Origin of the sequence: Streptomyces sp. NBC_00016, assembly GCF_045040885.1 — a bacterium.
GTDB classification, from domain to species: Bacteria; Actinomycetota; Actinomycetes; order Streptomycetales; family Streptomycetaceae; genus Streptomyces; species Streptomyces coriariae.
The window spans coordinates 9,416,664-9,437,679 of sequence record NZ_CP108304.1; the positions used below are offsets into that span (position 1 = coordinate 9,416,664).

General features: G+C 71.2%; 19 protein-coding genes. 10 read left to right on the plus strand and 9 right to left on the minus strand.

From position 1 onward, the window contains the following. Positions 1-134 precede the first annotated feature (134 nt). The gene (locus OG933_RS41605) at positions 135-662 is read right to left on the minus strand and encodes an AAA family ATPase (protein WP_362533789.1); all 528 of its coding nucleotides are present in this window, start codon (positions 660-662) and stop codon (positions 135-137) included. A 153-nt stretch (positions 663-815) separates the two neighbouring features. Here OG933_RS41605 and OG933_RS41610 point away from each other — a divergent pair, with 153 nt between their 5' ends. Both OG933_RS41610 and OG933_RS41615 read left to right on the plus strand, forming a co-directional pair. Continuing rightward, positions 816-1,385, plus strand: coding sequence for a hypothetical protein (locus OG933_RS41610; RefSeq protein ID WP_362533791.1), 570 nt, complete (start codon positions 816-818; stop codon positions 1,383-1,385). Between the two features lie 84 nt (positions 1,386-1,469). Further along, positions 1,470-2,330 (plus strand): oxygenase MpaB family protein, encoded by an 861-nt coding sequence (locus OG933_RS41615; RefSeq protein ID WP_362533794.1) that lies wholly within the window; start codon positions 1,470-1,472, stop codon positions 2,328-2,330. A gap of 85 nt (positions 2,331-2,415) precedes the next feature. Here the strand turns inward: OG933_RS41615 and OG933_RS41620 are convergent, their stop codons facing one another. Beyond that, positions 2,416-3,315: a helix-turn-helix transcriptional regulator gene (locus tag OG933_RS41620; RefSeq protein WP_405632410.1), complete on the minus strand. Its 900-nt coding sequence runs from the start codon at positions 3,313-3,315 to the stop codon at positions 2,416-2,418. 221 nt (positions 3,316-3,536) lie between these two features. Between OG933_RS41620 and OG933_RS41625 the strand changes: the two genes are divergently transcribed. From OG933_RS41625 to OG933_RS41635, 3 genes are all read left to right on the plus strand, one after another. Beyond that, entirely contained in the window at positions 3,537-3,857 is a 321-nt protein-coding gene (locus OG933_RS41625) for a carboxymuconolactone decarboxylase family protein (protein ID WP_362272999.1), read from the plus strand. 74 nt (positions 3,858-3,931) lie between these two features. After that, positions 3,932-4,345: a cupin domain-containing protein gene (locus OG933_RS41630; protein WP_405632414.1), complete on the plus strand. Its 414-nt coding sequence runs from the start codon at positions 3,932-3,934 to the stop codon at positions 4,343-4,345. A gap of 102 nt (positions 4,346-4,447) precedes the next feature. Further along, a complete protein-coding gene (locus OG933_RS41635) occupies positions 4,448-5,470 on the plus strand; it encodes a zinc-dependent alcohol dehydrogenase family protein (RefSeq protein ID WP_405632417.1) in 1,023 nt (340 codons plus the stop codon). 147 nt (positions 5,471-5,617) lie between these two features. Here OG933_RS41635 and OG933_RS41640 read toward each other — a convergent pair whose 3' ends face one another. Both OG933_RS41640 and OG933_RS41645 read right to left on the minus strand, forming a co-directional pair. After that, the gene (locus OG933_RS41640) at positions 5,618-7,084 is read right to left on the minus strand and encodes an MFS transporter (protein WP_405633683.1); all 1,467 of its coding nucleotides are present in this window, start codon (positions 7,082-7,084) and stop codon (positions 5,618-5,620) included. 345 nt (positions 7,085-7,429) lie between these two features. Beyond that, positions 7,430-8,677: a DUF2993 domain-containing protein gene (locus OG933_RS41645; protein WP_405632419.1), complete on the minus strand. Its 1,248-nt coding sequence runs from the start codon at positions 8,675-8,677 to the stop codon at positions 7,430-7,432. A gap of 127 nt (positions 8,678-8,804) precedes the next feature. Between OG933_RS41645 and OG933_RS41650 the strand changes: the two genes are divergently transcribed. The 3 genes from OG933_RS41650 (at position 8,805) to OG933_RS41660 (ending at position 11,486) form a co-directional block, all read left to right on the plus strand. After that, positions 8,805-9,593: an alpha/beta fold hydrolase gene (locus tag OG933_RS41650; protein ID WP_362533807.1), complete on the plus strand. Its 789-nt coding sequence runs from the start codon at positions 8,805-8,807 to the stop codon at positions 9,591-9,593. 65 nt (positions 9,594-9,658) lie between these two features. Continuing rightward, entirely contained in the window at positions 9,659-10,852 is a 1,194-nt protein-coding gene (locus OG933_RS41655; protein WP_405632421.1) for an acyl-CoA dehydrogenase family protein, read from the plus strand. Between the two features lie 133 nt (positions 10,853-10,985). Beyond that, on the plus strand, positions 10,986-11,486 hold the full coding sequence (locus OG933_RS41660) for a hemerythrin domain-containing protein (RefSeq protein ID WP_362533812.1): 501 nt from the start codon (positions 10,986-10,988) through the stop codon (positions 11,484-11,486). A 141-nt stretch (positions 11,487-11,627) separates the two neighbouring features. Here the strand turns inward: OG933_RS41660 and OG933_RS41665 are convergent, their stop codons facing one another. From OG933_RS41665 to OG933_RS41675, 3 genes are all read right to left on the minus strand, one after another. Further along, entirely contained in the window at positions 11,628-12,728 is a 1,101-nt protein-coding gene (locus OG933_RS41665) for an AI-2E family transporter (RefSeq protein ID WP_020127256.1), read from the minus strand. 247 nt (positions 12,729-12,975) lie between these two features. Further along, the gene (locus OG933_RS41670) at positions 12,976-13,254 is read right to left on the minus strand and encodes a GlsB/YeaQ/YmgE family stress response membrane protein (RefSeq protein WP_020127257.1); all 279 of its coding nucleotides are present in this window, start codon (positions 13,252-13,254) and stop codon (positions 12,976-12,978) included. 268 nt (positions 13,255-13,522) lie between these two features. Beyond that, positions 13,523-14,899, minus strand: coding sequence for an MFS transporter (locus tag OG933_RS41675; RefSeq protein WP_405632425.1), 1,377 nt, complete (start codon positions 14,897-14,899; stop codon positions 13,523-13,525). A gap of 316 nt (positions 14,900-15,215) precedes the next feature. Between OG933_RS41675 and OG933_RS41680 the strand changes: the two genes are divergently transcribed. Then, positions 15,216-16,118 carry an NAD-dependent protein deacetylase gene (locus tag OG933_RS41680; protein WP_362533822.1) on the plus strand — a complete coding sequence of 301 codons (903 nt, stop codon included), beginning with the start codon at positions 15,216-15,218 and terminating at the stop codon, positions 16,116-16,118. Between the two features lie 30 nt (positions 16,119-16,148). Here the strand turns inward: OG933_RS41680 and OG933_RS41685 are convergent, their stop codons facing one another. Then, entirely contained in the window at positions 16,149-17,420 is a 1,272-nt protein-coding gene (locus OG933_RS41685; RefSeq protein ID WP_405633685.1) for an NAD(P)/FAD-dependent oxidoreductase, read from the minus strand. Positions 17,421-17,569: 149 nt separating this feature from the next. Continuing rightward, positions 17,570-18,022 (minus strand): pyridoxamine 5'-phosphate oxidase family protein, encoded by a 453-nt coding sequence (locus tag OG933_RS41690; protein WP_405632426.1) that lies wholly within the window; start codon positions 18,020-18,022, stop codon positions 17,570-17,572. Positions 18,023-18,195: 173 nt separating this feature from the next. On the opposite strand from OG933_RS41690, the gene OG933_RS41695 reads away from it, so the two are divergent. After that, on the plus strand, positions 18,196-20,988 hold the full coding sequence (locus tag OG933_RS41695; RefSeq protein ID WP_405632429.1) for an ATP-binding protein: 2,793 nt from the start codon (positions 18,196-18,198) through the stop codon (positions 20,986-20,988). Positions 20,989-21,016 lie beyond the last annotated feature (28 nt).

The window sequence follows — 21,016 nt, forward strand, 5'->3', positions numbered from 1 at the left end:
CCGTCGTCTTGGAAGCTATGACCCTCAGGACACCTCGCGGGTTGTACGGAACCGAATGACGGTCAGTCGCCGGCCGGGCCCCATCGTCGTCGCGTCCGTCGGCGCCGGGTTCACCCCGGCCCCAGCGGGCGGCCTCAACCCTTGACGGCCTCCGCGATCCGCAAGGCGGCCTGAGCGGGCGTGAGATGCGTGGTGTCGACGACCTCGGCCTCACCGTGCAGCCATGTGCGGGCCGCTTCGGCGTAGGGCTCGAGGTACTCGAGGCGGAACAGGGAGGGGCCGAGAACAGTGTCCGCCTCGATGCGCCCACGGAGGGTCTCCTGGTCGGCGTGGAGGACGAAGTGCCTGACCGGGATGGCATGGTGGGCGAGACCCGCGCTGATCTCGCGCCAGTACTGCTCGACCAGGACGGTCATGGGCATCACCAGAGTGCCGCCGGTGTAGTCGAGCACGCGGCGGGCGGTCTCGACGACGAGCGGCCGCCACGGCGGCCAGTGCTGGAAGTTGTCCGTCCCGGGCCCGGGCAGCCCCGGTGTGATGTCCATGAGTGTCTCGCCGACCTTCTCGGCGTCCAACACCCTTGAATCCGGGATCAGTTGCTGCACGAGTGCGCTGGTCGTCGTCTTGCCTGCGCCGTGGGTGCCGTTGAGCCATACGATCATGGGACTCAACGCTAGCGCCGAGCGGTCCGAAGGAACGGGCACGGCGGAGATCCGGCACGGTCCGGCGTTTCCCGGCGGTGCGGACCATCGAGATCAGGCACTTGCCGCGGTGCGGGAACGTTCACGGGGGAGAGGCGGAGAAGGAGGGCGAGGGTGGAGCTGTCGTCGGAGGCGAAGGCGTTCGAGGAGCTGGTGCGGCAGGGCGGGGATCCTCGGAGCGCCGCGGTCTCCGTCTGCGTCGGCTTGGGCATCCCGCCCGCGGAGGCACACAGGCGGGTACGTGACGCGGAGCCCCTCTTCGCCGATCTCGGACCGGAGGAGGAAGAGGTGCTCGCCCTCTTCCTCGACCTGTCGGATGTCTTTGTCGTCGACCGCCGACTCGACGCGCGCGAGCAGCAGATCCATGACCTGCTCGGCAGGGCGGTCGGCGCCATGGGGGCTGTCCGCAGCGGGCTCGGCCACAGTCTGCACCGGTGGCTGCGGACCGGAGAGCTGACCCGGTCCTACCTCTCCCTGGCCAGGGGAAACCAGGTCAAGGCCACCGGCGACCCCTCCGTCTACTGGTCCGCTCTCGTTGCCGCAGGGGAGCTGCTTGCGGTCGGACAGGACGGCGGCGAGCAGGAAAGCCTCGCGCAGGCGCGAGCGCACTGCCGACGCATGGCCGCGCAGCATGCCGCCGCACAGCATTCCGCCGCACAGCAACCCGTCGAACCCACAGAGTGAGGAGGGTGCCTCGCTGAACCCGCCGCCATGCCCGGATCCGGGCGGCATCGCGGACACTGGAGAGCAGGAGAAGGGAGGCCGACCGTGCTGACCCTCGTCCGTGAGCGGCTGGGCCGAGCCCTGTTCCGCCGCGTCGCCGGGCCCGACGGACCGGCGACACGTGCCCGTATCCACCAGACTCCCGGCCCGCGCTGGTTCGAACCGGACCGCCCGATCCGCGTGGTCCACGGTGACGCCTCGATGTTCATCGGCGGGCTGAGCGCGCTGCTGTTGCAGTCCCTGCACCCGCTCGCCATGGCCGCGGTGGCCGGGCATTCCGGATACCGCGGCGACCCGTGGGGCCGGCTCCAACGCACCAGCACCTTCCTGGCCGTCACGACCTACGGCACGGCCCCGGACGCTCAGCAGGCGGTCGACATCGTCCGCCACATCCATGAGGGAATCCGCGGGACGACGGCCGAGGGCGTGCCCTACCACGCGACCGATCCGCACCTGCTCGGCTGGGTGCACGCGGCCGAGACGGACAGCTTCCTGCGCGCCCACGAACGCTTCGGCGCCCACCCGCTGGACGCCGCCGGGTACGACGGCTACGTCGCCGACACCGCGCGGGTCGCCGAGGCGCTGGGGGTGAGCGACCCACCGCGCGATCGACGCGAGCTGTGCGAGCGGCTGACCGCCTACCGGCACGAACTTCGTACCACGCCCGAGGCTCGCGCCGCCGCCCGCTTCCTGCTGTTCCGGCCGCCCCTGCCCCTTGCCGTACGGCCCTTCTACGGCGGGCTGGCCGCGAACGCCGTCGTGCTGCTCCCGCCCTGGGCCCGGGGCATGCTGTGGCTGCCCAGGGTGCCGGTCGTCGAGGATCTCGCCGTACGCCCCACCGGACAGGCCCTGACCCGGACCATCCGCTGGGTCATGACCCCACCGCGCGAGTCCCGCCCGACGTGATCGCGCGCCACCCCGTGGCTCGGCCGGCCCCCCTGTACGGATGGGTTGCGCAGCGCTGGAGCCGGAGTCGGAGTCGGAGCCGGAGCTACCGCCGACGCGAGTGATCCTCGCTGGCGTCGTTGCCGGTGGGGTGAGGCTGTTCGGTGGCCGCCCAGGTGGCGAGGAGCCGCAGGGCGTCGTGGTCGGGTGTGCCGGGGGCGCTGCTGTAGGCGGTGAGGGTCAGGCCGGGCTGGGCGGGCAGTTCCATGGCGTCGAAGTCGAGGGTGATCTCGCCGACAGCGGGGTGGCGGAAGGACTTGCGGCCCGTGTGGTGCAGGCGCACGTTGTGTTTGGCCCAGGCGGTGCGGAACTCCTCGCTGCGGGTGACGAGTTCGCCGACCAGCCCGGTCAGCTCGCTGTCGTGCGGGGCCCGCCCGGCTTCGGTGCGCAGCAGGGCGACGGTGGTGTTCACGGACCCCTCCCAGTCGGGGAAGAAGGCGCGGCCGCCCGGGTCGAGGAACTGAAAACGGGCGATGTTGACCGGCCGCACGGCGCCCGGGGTGAACAACGGGGAGTACAGGGCGCGGCCGAGGCCGTTGACGGCGAGGATGTCCAAGCGGCCGTTGCGGATGAAGGCCGGGGAGTCGGTCATGGAGTTCAGGACGCGCAGGACGCTGTCCGGGAGCGGGCCGCGGGCACGCCTGCCACGACGGGCGGGACGCTTGGCGGCGGCGCGGGCCAGGTCGTGGAGATGAGCACGCTCGGCTTCGTCCAGCTGGAGGGCGTTCGCCACGGCGTCGAGGACTTCCTCCGAGGCTCCGGCGAGGTGGCCGCGCTCCAGGCGGACGTAGTAGTCGATGCTGACGCCCGCGAGCAGGGCGACTTCCTCGCGACGCAGGCCCGGTACGCGCCGATTGCCACCGTAGGCGGGCAGACCGGCCTGCTGCGGGGTGATGTTGGCGCGGCGGGAGGCCAGGAAGGCGCGGATGTCGCTCTCGGTGCTCACGCACTCCAGGCTAGGCCGGGCGGTACCCCTGTGGGGGGCCCTGTCAGTACCTGTAACGGCAGACCCTTCTCCACCTCCTCGAGCTCAGGTTTCCTCGTTCTGGGCAGCGGTCGGGGCTCCGGCGCCGCCGGGACACAGGTTCTGGGCCGCTGCGCGACGGCCGTGCCGGCCGGACAGTGGACATGACCGTTTCGCCCGTTTTCGAGCAAGGAGTCCTTCGTATGCCCAAGCAGTCCGCACCCCAGGCGCTGGCCGGGATCGCACCGAAGCTTGTCGAGGTCACCGACGAGGTCCTGTTCGGTGACGTCTGGGAGCGTCCCGGGCTGTCGCCGCGCGACCGCAGCCTGGTCACCGTGAGCGTGCTGGCCGCTCTCTACCGCACCGAGCAGCTCGGCTACCACCTGGGCGTGGCCCTGGACAACGGGCTGAGCGTCGAGGAGCTGTCCGAGGCGATCACGCACCTGGCCTTCTACGCGGGCTGGCCCAATGCCATGACCGCGATCACCCAGCTCAAGAAGATCGCCGAAGAGCGAAGCGCCTGAACAGCGCGGCAGAGCGGCATCGCCACGGTCCCGGCACCGCCGCGCCCGTCTCCCCTCGATCAAGGATCCAAGCCATGGAACACATCACCTCGACCCCCACCCTCAAGGCCCCGGCCGAGCGCTTCACCGGTGACGTCTACCTCAACATGATCTCGACTCCCGCGGAGCCGGCCCGGCTGGCCGCCGCTCTGGTGCGCTTCACCCCCGGCGCCCGCACCAACTGGCATGCGCACGCCCTGGGACAGGTCCTGCACGTCACCGACGGTGTCGGCCTGGTGGGCACCCGTGACGGCACGGTCGTCCGCGTCAGCGCCGGCGAGACCGTCACGTGTCCGCCCGCCGAGGAGCACTGGCACGGCGCCACCGACACCACCCTCATGGCCCACCTCGCCCTGGTGGTCGGTGACGCCACCGGCGACGGCACCACCTGGCTGGAGCCGGTCACCGACGACCAGTACGCGGCCGCCCTCGCCACTGTCAGCGGCTGACGGCCGAGCGCCGCGAAAGCGGCAAGGTGCCACGACGTGGCCACTCGGCCCACCCGGCCGCCCGCCGCGGCCGTCCCCCCCAACAAAGCAAGGAGCAACGCCATGCGTGGTGTCGTGATGCACGCCCCCGGTGACTTCCGGGTGGAAGAGCGCGAGGATCCGAGGATCCTGCACCCGACGGACGCCGTGATCCGGGTGTCGGCGGCCTGTGTGTGCGGCTCGGACCTGTGGCCCTACCGCGGGGCCGAGCCCATCGACGGACCGTCCCCGATCGGCCACGAGTACGTCGGCGTCGTGGAGGAGGTCGGCAGCGCGGTCACCACCGTCAAGCCCGGTCAGTTCGTGGTCGGCGGCTTCTCGGCCTCCGACAACACCTGCGAGAACTGCCGTGCCGGCTACCAGACTTCCTGCGTCCGGCGCGAGTGGATGAACGAGATGGGCGCCCAGTCGGAGCGACTGCGCGTCCCGCTCGCCGACGGCACGCTCGTCGCCACCCCGGGCACCCCCGACGAGGACCTGATCCCGAGCCTGCTGACCGCCTCCGACGTGCTCGGCACCGGCTGGTTCGCCGCCGTGGCCGCGCAGGCCGGGCCGGGCAGGACGGTCGCCGTGGTCGGCGACGGCGCGGTCGGCCTGCTCGGCGTGCTGTCCGCCAGGCAGCTGGGCGCCGAACGGATCATCGCCATGAGCCGCCACGCGTCCCGGCAGAAGCTCGCCCTGGACTTCGGCGCCACCGACATCGTCACCGAGCGCGGCGACGCCGGCGTGGAGAAGATCAAGGAGCTGACGGGAGGCTATGGCGCCCATGCGGTCATCGAGGCCGTCGGCACCCAGGAATCGATGCTCCAGGCGATCCGCTCCACCCGCCCCGGCGGTCACGTCGGCTATGTCGGCGTGTCCCACGACGTGACGCTGGACGGCCAGGAGCTCTTCTTCTCCCACGCCCACCTGCACGGCGGCCCGGCCCCGGTGCGTCGGTTCCTGCCGCAGCTGATCGACCTCATCTGGAACCGCCGCATCGACCCGGGCAAGGTCTTCGACCTCACCCTTCCGCTGGAGCGGGCCGCCGACGCCTACAGGGCGATGGACGAGCGCCGCGCCGTCAAGGTCCTGCTGAAGCCCTGACCCGGCGATCCGAACGCCGTGATTCACCGGGCAGGGCGGGCAAGAGGTGATCAAGGTGGCGAACGGGTGAGGCGAGGGACTCCTGCGGGTCCTGGCCGGCGGTGTCGACGACGACGCGGACGTCCGCCGCGGCGCCCGCGTCCCGCGTCAGCGGCGGTCGGACGTCTCGCGGCCGACCCGGTACAACTCCTGCGAGGTGACGATCAGTTCCCGGCGCTCCTTCTTCGATCCCACCATCGGCTGGGAGCCGTGGAGGGACACCTGGGCGCTCTCGGGCAGGAAGCGGACCGTGAACAGCCCGATGGCACCGGCGGCCATGAGGTAGTACGCGGGCACCATGTCGTTTCCGGTGACGCTCACCAGCGCCTCCGTGACCAGGGGGGTGGTACCGCCGAACGCGGCCACCGCGAAGTTGAAGCCGATGCCCATGGCCGCGTAGCGGACGGCCGTCGGGAACAGCGCGGGCAGCGTCGCGGCGCTCGGCGCGGCGAAGCACGCCAGCAGGGTGGACAGGATCAGCACACCGCAGACCGGCAGCCAGGTTCCGTCCATCTTGATCAGCAGGAAGGCGGGAATGGCGAGCACGATCATTCCCGCCGCCGCGAAGCCGTAGAGGGGGCGTCGGCCGACGTGGTCGCTGAGCCTGCCGAGGAAGGTGATCAGCAGCACGATCCACACCATGCCGACGAGCACGAGGACGTCCGCCGAACTGCTGGAGCGGCCGAGGGTCTCCGTCTGATACGTGGGCAGGAATCCCGTGACCATGTAGTTGGTGACGTTGTAGAGCAGTACCAGTCCCATGCAGATGAGCAGGGCCCGCCAGTGGTCCTTGATGATGGTCCTGAACTCGGTGCCCGCCGATTCCTTGGCGAGGCTCTCCTCGTGTTCGTCGAGCTGCTGCTGGAACGCGGGCGACTCTTCGAGCTTGAGACGCATGTAGAGGCCGATCGCGCCGAGCGGGCCCGCGATGAGGAACGGGATCCGCCAGCCCCACGAGAGCATCTCGGCGTCGCTGAGCGCGAGATTGAGCAGGGTGACCAGGGCGGAGCCCAGCGCGTAGCCGACGAAGGTGCCGAAGTCGAGCCAGCTGGAGAGGAAGCCGCGACGACGGTCGGGCGAGTACTCGGCGACGAAGGTCGTGGCGCCCCCGTACTCGCCGCCGGTGGAGAAGCCCTGCACCATGCGGGCGAGCAGCAGCAGGATCGGGGCGGCGATGCCGATGGTGGCGTAACTGGGGATGAGACCGATGGCGAACGTGCCGGCCGCCATCATGATCATGGTGGTGGCGAGTACCTTCTGCCGGCCGAGGCGGTCCCCGAGCGGCCCGAAGACGAGGCCGCCGAGCGGGCGTACGACGAACGCGGCCGCGAAGGTGGCGAAGGACGAGATCACCTGGGCGGCGGGTGACGCTCCGGGGAAGAAGACCTTGCCGAGGGTGGCGGCGAGGTAGCTGTAGACGCCGAAGTCGAACCATTCCATGCAGTTGCCGAGTGCCGAGGCGCTGACCGCACGTCGGAGCAGCGGTGGTTCGACGACCTGGACGTCCTCGTCGCGGAAGGGGCGCTTGTTCCGCCTCAGCCTGCGTGTCAGGTCCTGGCGGACCTGGGCGGGCATGCCGGCGATGTCGGTCGGCCCGGACCGCGCTGGGTCGGGCTGCCCGTCGGTCAGTAGGTCAGCCACTGAAGTTCCTTACTCGTCTTGCGTGAGGTGACCTGGCAGCAGAGTGGGACACCAGGTGTTTGCTGTGCCAATAGTGGCTTGTGCCCTCATTCGCACGGCTCACGCAAGAACGACGGACACGCCGACCTCTCACGCTCGGCAGGGGGGAGGGGGCGGCGCAGACCTCCCCAGGCAGAGCCGCCCCCCGGCATCACAGCTGCCACACCCCGCATGCCCGCGAAACCGTCCTGCACACCTGCCTCTTGGGTACCCGCTTTCACGGTCGCACCGGCACGCGGATCACGAACTGCCCAGGGCCAGCCCCGAGCCCGTCAGCCGCACCCGGATGCCGTCCTTCTCCACGCGCACGTACTGCAGCCGCATGTCCCCCGTCTTCGGCTCCGGCAGTTGGAAGGCGAGGGAGAGCCGGTCGGCGAGGGCCGGGCGGGTGAGCTGGGACAGGGCGTTGAGGAGGTCGGGGTCGAGGCCCAGACCGCGGAGCACTTCAGGGTTGTCCAGGGCCAGGTCGATGAGGTTGAGGGTCTGCGCCTGGCGGGCGAAGCGCGGGGAGCCGGTCAGTTCGGCGAGCTTGCCGTCGTCGCTCAGGGCCTCGCGCACGGCCGCCTCGGGCACCCCCAGTCGCTGCACGACGGCCGGGACCGACAGCAGTGCCTTCGCCTTACGGGTCTCCCGCGCGACGTCGGCGGAGGCCTTCGGGGTGAGGTGCAGTCCGTCCGAGGCGCGCGTGCCGGGGCGGTAGGTGGCCAGGTCCCCGATGTCCAGGCGTATACCGCCGATCTGCGTGCCGATGCCCCGCTCGCCCTGTCGCCGGATCGTGGCCTCGGCGCGCAGTCGTAGGTCGTGCCCGGCGACCGGCAGGATGCCGCGGGCCTTGACCCGGTCACGGCCGTCGCCGGTGAACATCACCTGGGAGGCGCCGAGTTCGCGGTTGAGGTCGGCGAAGGACAGCAGGACGTCACCGTCGAGCCGGGGGACGTGGGCGCCGCGCACGGAGGTGAGCCCGTCGGCGTCCAGCCGGATGTCGTGAGCCGTGGCCGACACCTTCGCCAGCGACACCCGGTCGGCGGACACGTCCGGCACGGTCACCCGTACCGAGTCCAGCCGCTTGTCGGCGAGTTGGGTGAGGAAGGGGAAGCCGCCGATCTCCACCTCGGGCGCCGCGGCCAGGTCCAACTGGTCCTTGAGGGTGTCCGCGGCCTTGTGCTCGGCGTACAGCAGCGCCCAGCGGTCGGCGAGGGTGACGAAGGCGGCGAGGACGACGAGGCTCACCACGGCCTTCGCCGCGAGCGGCAGACCGGCGAAACGGCCCCGCCGGCGCCGGCCGCCGCGGCGGTGGACGGGCGGGGTCCACTCCGGCTCCCGTTCCGGCTCCTGCTCTGCCCTTTGCTCGGCGGTGCCCTCGCCCAGGAACGCGTCCAGAGGACCGTCGTCGAGGGCGCCGAGTTCCTCGTAGGGATCGGGCGGCGCTGCGGAGCGGTCGTAGGGACGGGGATGCGGATCCGGATCTATGCGGTGGGGGGTGCGCATCGACTCATCCGAACATGCGCACCACCCCTGCCCGCAAGTTGAACCCCGGGTATGCGACTTAGTTCACGATAATGATCTCCGGTAATAGGGTCCTCGCAGCACCTGCACGACGAGTGAAGAAGGGCCGATGCAGCACACGACAACGCCTGACGGGGTCCGTATCGCCTACCAGGTCCGAGGCGAGGGAGCGCCACTCGTCCTGCTGGCGGGTCAGGCGAACAACCACCACTGGTGGGACGGGGTACGCGACGACTTCCACGCCGAACGCAGCACCGTCACGGTCGACTACCGCGGCACGGGGGAGAGCGACAAGCCCGACATCCCCTACAGCACCGAGATCTTCGCGCAGGACGTGATCGCGGTGCTCGACGAACTCGGCATCGACCGGGCCGACGTCTACGGCACGTCCATGGGGGGACGCGTAGGCCAGCAGCTCGCGGCCCGCCATCCGGAGCGTGTGCGCGCCCTGGTGCTCGGCTGCACGTCGCCCGGTGGCCCGCACGCCGTCGAACGCGACAACGACGTCCGCAGGTCGTTGGTACAACCGCAAGCCGGTGCGGCCCGACAGGCCCTGCTCGATCTGATGTACACCCCGGGCTGGCTGGCGACCCACCCCGGCCCCCATCGGACGCTCGGCGATCCGGCCATGCCTCCGTACGCCCAACGACGCCACCTGGTGGCCAGCAACCAGCACGACGCGTGGGACCTCCTGCCCGGCATCGGCGCACCCACTCTGGTCGTGCACGGCAGCGACGACCTGCTCAACCCGGCCGCCAACGCGCCCCTGCTCGCGAACCGCGTTCCCGGTGCCCGGCTGCACATGATCCCCGGAGCGCGGCACGCCTATTTCGAGGAATTCCGAGCCGTCGCAAGCCCGCTCGTCCTGGACTTCCTCACCACGGCGCCGCCCCGGTAACGGGACCCCCGGGCGACGACGTCAACAGTGCGCATTGCTCGGCACAACCGTGGAAGAAGGGCCCCATGACTTCACTCACGGAACACCAGAACATGGCCGACCTCTACGACTTCGAGTCCGTTCTCACGGACGAGGAGCGCAAGGTCCTGCTCAGGACAAGGTCGTTCATGCGTGACGAGGTCCAGCCGCTGGTGGCAGAGCACTGGGCCGACGGCACCTTCCCCATGGAGCTGATCAGTCGTTTCCGGGAGAGTGGACTGGTCGGACTGTCCTACGAGGGCTATGGCGACCACGGCCCCGCCGCCAGCCATCTGCTGACCGGGATGATGGCGATGGAGATGAGCCGGGTCGACGCTTCGGTCGCCACCTTCTTCGGCGTCCACAACGGACTTGCCATGTACGCGATCCACGCAGGCGGCGACCAGGCCCAGCGCGACCGCTGGCTGCCCGGCATGGCGAGCATGGACACCATCGGGGCGTTCGCCCTCACGGAACCGCTCGACGGCTCCGACATCGCGGCAGGCATGCACACCACCGCCCAGCGGGACGGCGACACCTGGGTGCTCAACGGCGCCAAGCGCTGGATCGGCAACGCCACCTTCGCCGACCACATCGTCGTCTGGGCCCGCGATGTCGACGACGACCAGGTCAAGGGATTCGTCGTCGACAAGGGCACGCCCGGATTCAAGGCGGAGAAGATCGCCCACAAGACGTCGTTGCGCATCGTCGAGAACGCGGACGTCACCCTCACGGACGTCCGGGTGCCGGAAAGCGATCGGCTGCAGAACGCGTCCTCCTTCCGTGACGTCGCGGAAGTCCTGCGTGCCACGCGCAGTGGGGTCGCCTGGCAGGCCCTCGGTGTCATGATCGGCGCGTACGAGCTGGCCCTGCGCTATGCCACGCAGAGGCAGCAGTTCGGCCGTCCGCTCGCGGGTTTCCAGCTCGTGCAGGACCTCCTGGTGAAGAGCCTGGGCAACATCACTTCGAGCTGGGGCATGCTGCATCGGCTCGCCGGGTTGCAGGACGCCGGGGTGTTCCGGGACGAGCACTCGTCCCTGGCCAAGGCCCACGTCACCGCCCGTATGCGCGAGGTCGTGGCCTGGTCCCGGGAGATCTTCGGGGGCAACGGCATCGTCCTGGAGTACGACGTGGCGCGCTTCTTCGCGGATGCGGAGGCCATCTACTCGTTCGAAGGCACCCGGGAGATGAACACGCTGATCGTCGGGAAGGCGATCACCGGACAGAGCGCCTTCGTCTGATCGGCCGGGGGAGCGGCGCCGGGCACGCACGGGCGCAGGGATCAATGCAGGGATCAATGAAGACGGCCGGCCGGGGTACTCGGTCCTTCCCCAGGTTCCTCGTACGAAAGTGAAGCCCGTTCCCATGGCCGACATGCCTGACACGCCTGACACGCGAGACGTCGTTGCACTCATTCTCCAGGATCACCGAAGAATGGAGGACCTCTTCCGTCTGATGCGCAGCGTCGAAGCCGACCGGGCAGCCGCTCTTCGGGAGTTCGCCGACCTGTTGATCGCGCACGCGCTGGCGGAAGAGGCGAAGGTGTACCCCGCCCTCAAGCGCTTCAAGAAGATCGAGGACGAGGAGGTCGAGCACGGCGAGGAGGAGCACGAGGAGGGCAACAAGGCGCTTCTCGGGCTCCTGGAGGTCGACGAGGTCGGCTCCGAGGAGTGGGACGAGAAGCTGGAAGAGCTCGTGGAGGCCATCGCCCACCACACCGACGAGGAGGAGCGCACAATCCTCAACGGTGCCCGTGAGAACGTCGCCATGGAGCGACGGGAGGAGCTGGGCGAGGCGTTCCTGGAGGAGAGGGAGCGTCAGCTGAAGGCCGGCTGCGGCGCTGTGGACAACGTGCGCCGCATGGTCCGCTCCTGACCGCGGCTCGTCGGGTGACCTCGCAATCCCGCCCGGCGAGCCCTTGTGGGAGTCACCGACGCCCTGGCTCGCCGGCGGCGACGAACCGTCCTGCCGGCGATCCGCAGCTGTGCGACCTGCCCTGTCGGCCCGATCCGCGCCTCATTCCGGGCCGTCGGTGCGAGTGCGCAGGGCCTGGTGGACGGACCACACCACGGCCACCAGCGGTACGGCGACCACGGCGCCGATCACCCCCGCCGCGACCGCTCCGCCGACGACCGCCAGCGCGACCACCACCGGGTGCAACCGGACGGCCCAGCTCATCACGATGGGGTGCAGGAGGTGGCCCTCGATCTGGCCGATCACCACGATCAGGGCCACGACGACCAGGGCGATGACCGCTCCCTTCGACGCGAGTGCGACGACCGCCGCGATCGACAGGGCGATCGGCGAGCCGATCAGCGGAATGAACGCGGCCAGGAACTCCAGCAGCGCCAACGGCACCGCAAGAGGCACCCCCAGAGCGAACAGTGCGATACCCACGAGGACCGCGTTGGTCGCGGCCACCAGCAGGATGCCGTGGGTGTAACCGGTGAAAGTCCGCCAGGCGGCCCGGCCCGCGACCGTGACCTGCCGCCGTGCCCCGTCGTGGAGCTGGTCGCACACCCACTGCCATTGCCGGTCGCCGGAGTACGTGAAGAAGACCGCGCAGAACACGGCCAGCGCGAGCACGGTCAGCACCTCGACCAGTCGGCTCGCGCCGCTGAGCGCCGTACTGATGAGGGTGGAACGGTGGCTCGACAGGAGCTTGCCGATCCGGGACTGGAGATCGTCGAACGCGTCCGGGGGAAGGCGGAAGGGCGGTTCCTCCAGCTGGCGTTCGATCCGGTCGATCCCCGTGACGAACTCCTTCTCCAGCCCACTTCGCTGATCCGCCGCGGTCTCACCCACCAGGGCCAGCGCGCCGAGGACGAGGACGATGCCGCCGACGAGCGCGGCGGCGACCGCGAGCGGCCGGGGCATGAAGCGCGCGAGGAGCCCGGTCACGGGGCGGAGTACGGCGGTGATGACCAGCCCCAGGAAGACGGCGACGGCGATCCGGTGAAACTGCCCGAGCACGGAGAAGGTGACGTGGACGACGACGCCGACGGCGATGATCCGCCACGCGTACGCGGCCGCGGTCCGCAGCAGACCCGGTACGTGCGGCTCCTCGCTGCTCGGACGTTCGAGCGGCGGGGTGGGCTGATCGGGGGGTGTGGGCATCTCATGCCCGTACCACTCGCCGACCGCCGGGGAGCGGCGGAGCCCCAAAGTTCCCCCGAAGGCCGGTAAGGGCTGTCGCCTCTCATCGCGGCCGGGTCGCGGTGCTCGGCCGGACTGCCCCCTGGACGAGGTCCCGCGCCGTGCCCACCGCGGCGCCCCCGGGCCCCTTCGCGCAACGCCGACGGCTCCCACCCCGGGGACAGGGTAGGAGCCGTTCGGATGCCTTACCGTCTACGACGTCGGCGGTTCACGCGTGGCGGTGCGAACGCCGGTTGCCCGTGACGAGGCGGTAGAGGGCGAGCAGGATGAAGGAGCCCACGATCGCTGCGATCCAGGTGGAGAGGTCGAAGAACCCGTCGATGGAGTCGACGCCGAAGATCTCCTTGCCGAGCCAGCCGCCGAGCAGACCGCCGGCTATGCCGATGAGCATGGTGATGATGATGCCGCCCGGGTCCTTGCCCGGCATCAAGGCCTTGGCGATGGCGCCGGCGAGCAGACCGATCACGATCCACGCGATGATGCCCATGGTGTTTCTCCGCTTCGTCGTGTAAAGACAGTGTCAGTTTCTCGTGTGCACCGATTGCCTTCGAACAAACGTCTATGGCGAAGACTTGGTGGGACGAGGAGCGACGCCCGGCTTCGAAGCGGGGGAGGGCGGGAGGCGCGGGGGCGGTGCGGGTGCCCGTGGTGGCGCACGGTCCGCGCGATCGCCTCCTCGATCCGGCCGACGGGCCGTCAAGGCCCCGCCGACCGGAGCCCGGTGTCCCGGGCGAGCGGTTCGGAGGTCCTCGGCCCTACAGCGAGGGTGCCGAGCCCGGCAGCGGACGCCCCGCGGACTCGGCCATGAACCACACCGCCACGCCGCCGATCACGGCCGCGGCCATCATGTAGTACGCGGGCATCATCATGTTCCCGGTCGCCCCGATCAGGGCCGTCACCACCAGCGGGGTGGTGCCGCCGAAGAGCGACACGGAGACGTTGAAGCCGATCGACAGCGATCCGTAGCGGACCTTCGTCGGGAACAGCGCCGGCAGGGCGGCCGGCATCGCCGCCGTGAAGCAGACCAGCAGCAGGCCGAGCGCGCCCATGCCGAGCGCGACCGCGAACAGGCTGCCCTGGCGGATCAGCAGCAGGGCGGGGACGGACAGCAACAGGAAGCCCGCACAGCCCGCGGCGATCACCGGTCGGCGGCCCACACGGTCCGTCAGGGCTCCCGCGAAGGGCTGGACGATCATCATGACGGCCATCACGCCGAGTACGACGAGCAGGCCGTGCGTCTCGTCGTAGTGGAGCTCACCGGTCAGATAGCTCGGCATGTACGACAGCAGCATGTAGTCGGTGACGTTGAAGACCAGCACCAGGCCGACGCAGAGCAGCAGCGCCCGCCACTGGCCCGTGATCATCCGGAGCAGCGGCACCTTCGTGCGGCTCGACTCGGCCTTCTCGATCTCGGCCGCGAACGCCGGGGTCTCCTCCAGCCGCATCCGCAGATAGAGGCCGATGATGCCCATCGGGCCCGCGATCAGGAACGGGATCCGCCAGCCCCAGCTCAGCAGGTCCTCCGTGGAAAGCAGAGCGGTCATCACCGTGACCAGGCCGGCACCGCCGATGTACCCGGCGAGCGTGCCGAACTCCAGCCAGCTGCCGAGGAAGCCGCGCCGCTTGTCGGGCGCGTATTCGGCGATGAAGGTGGAGGCGCCCGCGTACTCGCCGCCGGTGGAGAAGCCCTGCACCAGGCGGGCCGCCAGCAGGAGCACCGGGGCTCCGACGCCGATCGACGCGTACGACGGGATGAGGCCGATGGCGAAGGTGCCCGCGGCCATCATGATCATGGTGAGGGCCAGCACCTTCTGACGGCCGACGCGGTCGCCGAGCGGCCCGAAGACCATGCCGCCGATCGGTCGCACGAGGAAGGCGGCGGCAAAGGCGCCGAAGGTGGAGAGCAGCTGGGTGGTCGGGTTCCCGGACGGGAAGAAGACCTTGCCCAGGGTGACCGCGATGTAGCTGTAGACACCGAAGTCGAACCATTCCATCGCGTTGCCCAGCGCGGCGGCGCGCACCGCGCGTTTCACCAGTGCGGGGTCCGTGACGGTGGCGTTCTTCGGGGCGACGGCGTTCTTCGGAACGGTCGGGAGGGATGTCGGGGGAGACGCGACTGTGGCACTCGGCAAAGCTTCGCTCGCCTACTTTCGTCGGGGGCAGGGACGGGTCTGCTCGACGGCGCCGGCGGCAGGCCAAAGAGCGACGATAGGCGGACATGTCCCCCTCACGGGCTGTGCGCACTTCGCTGCATACTGCATGTAAATGCGGTGTGGGCAGGCCCGCAGTGCCGCTCCGGAGGGCACTTCACGGGATCATGTTGTGACCCATCTCGCGTCCCGCGAAGGCAACCGGAGCTCGGGGCCGGGCCGAGCCCGCTCGGAGCCGTGGCTCGGTCACGGACACGGACTCGGACACTGCGGGCGGCCCGTTCCGTACCCTGGCGGCATGCGCATGCGCCCCACTCTGAGCTGGACCCCCGCCGAGGACCTGCCGCCGGGCACGACCGATCCGGAGCAGGTCGTCGACGCGCTGAGCGCCGGCGGCGTACTGGTGCTCAGCGGGGCGGGCATCTCCACGGAGTCGGGCATCCCCGACTACCGGGGCGAGGGCGGGAGCCTGAGTCGGCACACCCCGATGACCTACCAGGACTTCACCTCCGATCCCCAGGCCCGGCGCCGTTACTGGGCGCGCAGCCACCTCGGATGGCGCACCTTCGGGCGCGCCCGTCCCAATGCCGGGCACCGGGCGGTGGCCGCGTTCGCGCGGCACGGTCTCCTCGCGGGCCTGATCACCCAGAACGTCGACGGCTTGCACCAGGCCGCCGGCAGCGAGGACGTCGTGGAACTCCACGGGAGCCTGGGCCGGGTCGTCTGTCTGTCCTGCGGTGTCTTCAGCCCGCGTCGCGAGCTCGCCCGGCGGCTGGCGGAGGCCAATGCGGACTTCGAGCCCGTGGCGGCGGCGATCAACCCGGACGGCGACGCCGACCTCACCGACGCACAGGTCGGGGACTTTCGGGTGGTGCCCTGCACGGTCTGCGGCGGCATCCTCAAACCGGACGTGGTGTTCTTCGGCGAAACCGTTCCGCCGCCGCGGGTGGAGCACTGCCGCACGCTGGTCCGCGAGGCGACCTCACTGCTGGTTCTGGGCTCCTCGCTGACGGTGATGTCCGGACTTCGGTTCGTCCGCCAGGCGGGCCGGGCCGGGAAGCCCGTGCTGATCGTCAACCGGGACCCGACCCGGGGCGACCAGCACGCCCTCACGCGGGTCGCACTCCCCTTGGGAACGACCCTCACCGCCGTGGCCGGCCGGCTGGGCGTCCTGCTCGACGACCAGGCGGCGCCTGCGTGAGACCGTGACGGCGAGCCTGGCGAATCCGCGCTACCTGCCGAGGTCGCGCAGCACCTCCCTGGCAGCGCGCGCACCCGAGGCCATCGCCCCTTGGACCGAGCCCGTGGCCCGGTGGTCACCGCACACGTATCTGCCCCGCGCCACCCGGGTCGTGCGGCTGAGTTCCTGAGGGGGCGCCATCACGGGCAACGCGTCGGGCACCGTACGGACGGTCAGCAGCTCCCAGCGGTCGGCATCGGTGTCGTAGACCTCGCTCAGCGGCGCGCGCAGCGCGCGTTCCCGGCCTTCGGCGTCCGCGCCGAGCACCGAGGTGGCCACGAGCGCCCGGCCGGAGGGTGCGTAGGAGGCGGCCACGTTGCTCAGCACGCACGTGTTGAGGAAGCGGCGCCGGGTGTCCACCAGCAAAGCGGGTTCGTTCAGCGGCGGGCCCGGCATGACGTGGTAGTAGGTCGTCACCACGCGGTACGCGGGCACGGTGATGTCGGGCAGCAGGGTTCCGGCTGGTCCCGGGCCCGTGGCCACCACCACGGCGCGCGCCGGGACGAGTTCGCGGGAGGCGGTCTCCACGCCGTCGTCCGTCAGACGCTCGACCGGCGTCTCCAGTCGCACGGTGGCCTTCGGCAGTGACGCCGCCAAGGCGAGAGGTACGGCACCGATGCCGGTGGCGGGCAGGCTCAGGGTGCCGCGCAGCATGCTGCGCCACACGAGATGGAAGACCCGGGCGGACGTCTCCAGCCGGTCCTCCAGGAACACCCCGGACAGGAAGGGCAGGAAGAAGCGCTCGACGAACGCGTCGGTGAAGCCCGCGTCGGCGAGAGCCTTGCGTGTGGTGCGATCCGGCCGCCGCTTCAGCCGGTGCGGCGGGGCCACCGCGTCCGAGGCCGAGAGGGCGCCCAGCGCCGCCAGGTCGCGCGGTCCCGCGAGGCGCCCCGACAGGAGGTCGACGAGCGTGGACGGGTGAGCGCGGGGGTCGGTCAGGCGGCGCCTGCCCGTGTCGGTGTGGATGAGGACGCCCCGGTCGAAGGGCCGCAGGTCCAGCCCGTCCCCTGCCAGGCGTCGCCGGACCTGTGGGTAGGACGGGTTGAAGACCTGGAAGCCACGGTCGATCACGAAGCCGTGCACCCGGTCGGAGCGCATCCGGCCACCGACCCCGTCGGAGGCCTCCAGGATCCGCACGCCGACGCCGGCGGCCAGCAGGTCCTGAGCACAGGCGAGGCCGGCGACGCCTGCTCCGATCACCACGACGTCCGATGATCGTTCGGTTGCGCTCACGTTGTTTCCCTCCATCACCGGGTCGCCCATGGGCATGAACGCACGAACGCACCAGTGCCGGTATGCGGATTCGTGCCGTCCACTCCACTTCGCTCCCGACCGGTGGAGCGGATGCAGCTCGGCTCCGCTCCCAGGAGTCGTGGCAGGTGGCGGAGTCGAGTTCGCCTCCGGCCGGAGCGTCAGGTCAGCCACCGGCCGTCGCGCATCAGCTCGCGGCCGGACAGCTCGTCCTCCTCGCGCCAGGCCTGAATACGGCGCGGGACGATCCGGAACCAGCGATACGACGTGGCCGGCACACGCGGATCGAAACCGGCGCGTTCGGCGAACCGGTCGCCTCGCTCCCGCGGCAGCCCGTCGAGTTCGAGGACTTCGACCTCGCCGTCGATCATGGTGACGTCGCGGGTGCGGCCCAGGGCCAGCCGAACGACACGGGTCGTGGCCAGGTTCCTGCCGGTGGGGCTGTTCGTCGGGGTGGCCAGCAACAGCGCCTCCCCGTCCCAGTCGAAGGACAGCGGTACGAGGTACGGCGCGCCGTCCGCCGAGGCACTGGCCACCCAGACATCGACGTCATGGGAAAGCCGGTGCTCGGTGTCGTGGCGACGCTGGGCGTGGGAACGGGGTTCGGCGTCCATCGGTCCTCCGGAAGTCCGTCGTGGTCACGATCGGCAGAAGTCCGGTCGTGGGTCACGATCGGCCCGGGAAGCCCGCCGGGCCGATCGCCGTGGTCACACACTCCCCCGGCCCGGGTACGGGGCGCCTCCGTGCCCACCACGGAATCCGCCACGGACCAACGGATAATGAGGCGGTGATCAGTTCAGAGATATCCGCCCGGGAAGCCCAGGTGCTCGCACTGCTGGGGGAGCACCTCAGCAACGCGGAGATCGCCGCGCGGTTGGTCATCTCCGTACGCACCGTCGAGTCGCATGTGTCCTCGCTGTTGCGCAAGCTCCAACTGCCGGACCGGCGGGCGCTCGCCCGGTACGCGGCCGATTCCGCCCCTACCGAGCCGTCGCGCCCGGTACCCGCCCTGCCGGCACCGCTGACGGCGTTCGTCGGCCGGGTGACGGAGCGCGGGCAGTTGGCCGAGGCGGTGACAGCGCACCAACTGGTGACCGTGGTCGGCCCGGGTGGGGTGGGCAAGACGCGCCTCGCGCTGGCGGTGGCGGCGGACGTGGCCGACGACTTCCCCGACGGGGTGTGGTTCGTCGACCTGGTCCCGGTCACCGAGCCGGGTCGGGTGGGCGCGGCCGTCGCGGCGGCCGTGGGGGTGGGCGAGCAACCGGGGCGCGGCATCGACGACGCGGTGCTCGCCGCGCTGACGGACCGTCGGACGCTGCTGGTGCTGGACAACTGCGAGCGGGTGAGCGACGCGGTGGCGCCGTTCCTGGAGCGGCTGTTGGCGGCCTGTCCGCGGTTGCGGGTGCTCGTGACCAGCCGGGCCAGGCTGATGGTGCCGTTCGAGCGGGTCTTCCAGGTCCCGCCGCTCTCGCGGGCGGGCGGTGACCGGTCGGACGCGGTGGCCCTGTTCATGGACCGCGCGTCGACGGTCGGCCAGCCGCCTGGTCCGGCATCGAACGAGGAGGTCGTGACCATCTGCGAACGGCTCGGCGGCATGGCGCTGGCGATCGAGCTGGCGGCGGCACGGTGGTCCACCCTCGGACTGGACGGCCTCACGGCGGGCCTCTCCGATCAGCTGCGGATCCTCACCGGCGGACCCCGCGCCGACGACCGGCACCGGTCGGTGCGGGCGGTGCTGGACTGGAGCCATGACCTGCTGGAGCCGCAGAGCCGGGCATTGCTGCGCCGGGTGTCGGTGTTCGTGGCGCCATTCACCGCCGAGGCGGCCGCCGAGGTCGCCGGGTTCGCTCCGCTGGATCCGGCCGCGGTCGTCGACGGGCTCGGCAGACTCGCCGAACAGAGCCTCCTGGCCGTGACCCCGTCGGCCACCGGCACCCGGTACCACGCGCTGGAGACCATCCGCCAGTACGGGACGGAGCGGCTCACCGACGCCGACGAGCTTGTCCGGGTCCGATCACGCCACCTGGACTGGTGCTCGACCGGCGCGCGTGTCCTCCTCGCAGCGTCGGGCGCGGACTGGCGCGCCCGGTTCGAGGCCGTGGCGGACGACCTCCGGGCCGCCCTCACCTGGGCGTCCGACCGGCCGGTTCGGCGCGCGGACGCGCGTCGCCTCGCCCTGTCCCTGGCCGAGCTGGCCTTCCTCCGCAACCTGCTCGGCGAGTCCCAGCAGCGGTACGAGCAGGCGGCCGGGCTCTCCGACGACGCCGACGGGGCCGCGGCACTGCGGCAGGCCGCCGCGGTGGCCGGGTGCCGAAGGCTCGGTGACGACATGTTCCGGCTGCACCGCGCCGCGGGAGACGCCGCGCGCCGGGCCGGGAACACCGCCGGTGCGGGCCGCGACCTGGCGGCCGCCGCCACCAACGCGTACCGCTTCTCCAGTACGTTCACGCAGGTTCCCTCCAGGGCAGAGGTGACCACCCTGCTCGCGGCGGCGCAGGAGCTGGCCGGCGATGCCCCGGCCGCTCAGGCCGCTGTCGCGCTGGCCGAGGCGGCGGTGGTCGCGGACGCGTTCGGCGCCGTCCAGGGCGACCTGGACAACACCGTGGAGGAGACCCTCGTACGCGCCGAACGTGCTGTCGACCTCGCCCGGCGCACGGGCGACCCGGTGGCGGAGTCGGCCGCCCTCGACGCGCTCTCCGGGGCCCGGAGCTGGACCGGTGAGGCCTTCGCCGCCGCGGCTGCCGCCCGGCGCCGGATCGACGTCCTGGACTCGGCGCCGCGTACCCCGGCCGGTGCGCACGAGCTCATGGACGCCCTCGCCATGGCCGCCGGAACCGCCGTCGGCGTGGGCCGGCTGCCGGAAGCCCGCCGGTGGGGCGGACAGCTCGCCGACCACCCGCTGCTGGCCGAGGTGGGGCACCACGCCACGTCCTGGCTGCTGGTCGCGGACGCGTTCGCCGGCCATGCCGACCAGGTGCTCACCGGCAGTGCGCGGTTCCTCGACGCGTGGGAGCAGAGCGGCCGTCAGCGGTCGTTCTCGCTCGGCCCCGCCGCCGCTTCGGTCGCCATGGTGCACGCCCTGCGCGGCGACCACGACAGCCGGGACACCTGGCGCGCGATCGTCGACCGGGCGGGCAACGCACCGGAGCACCGCCACGGCTACGGTGCGGTCTTCGACGCCATGGTGCTGCTCCACCACGGGGACGCCGATGCGGCGTCGCAGCGGGTCGACCCGGAGCCGGAACAGGTGTGGAAGTGGGTGTCCTGGGTCTGGCTCCACTGGTACGTGGCACTCCGGGCGGAGGCCGCGGTGCTCGCCGGGCACCCGGAAGCCCGCGCCCGGATCGACGCCGCCCGCACCGTGGTCACCGGCAATCCGATCGCCACCGCCCAGGTGGACCGCGCGCAGGCCCTGCTCGACGGCGACCCGGCGCGGCAACTCGCCGCCGCCGCGGCCTTCGACGCGGCCGGCTGCCCCTACCAGTCGGCACGCACCCTGCTGCTCGCCGGGGGCGAGCATGCCGCCGCCGGTACGGCCGCGCTTGCCGACCTCGGACTCGCACCCCTGCCGGTCCGGTAGCCGATCGACCCGCGCGGCCGGCGCGCCG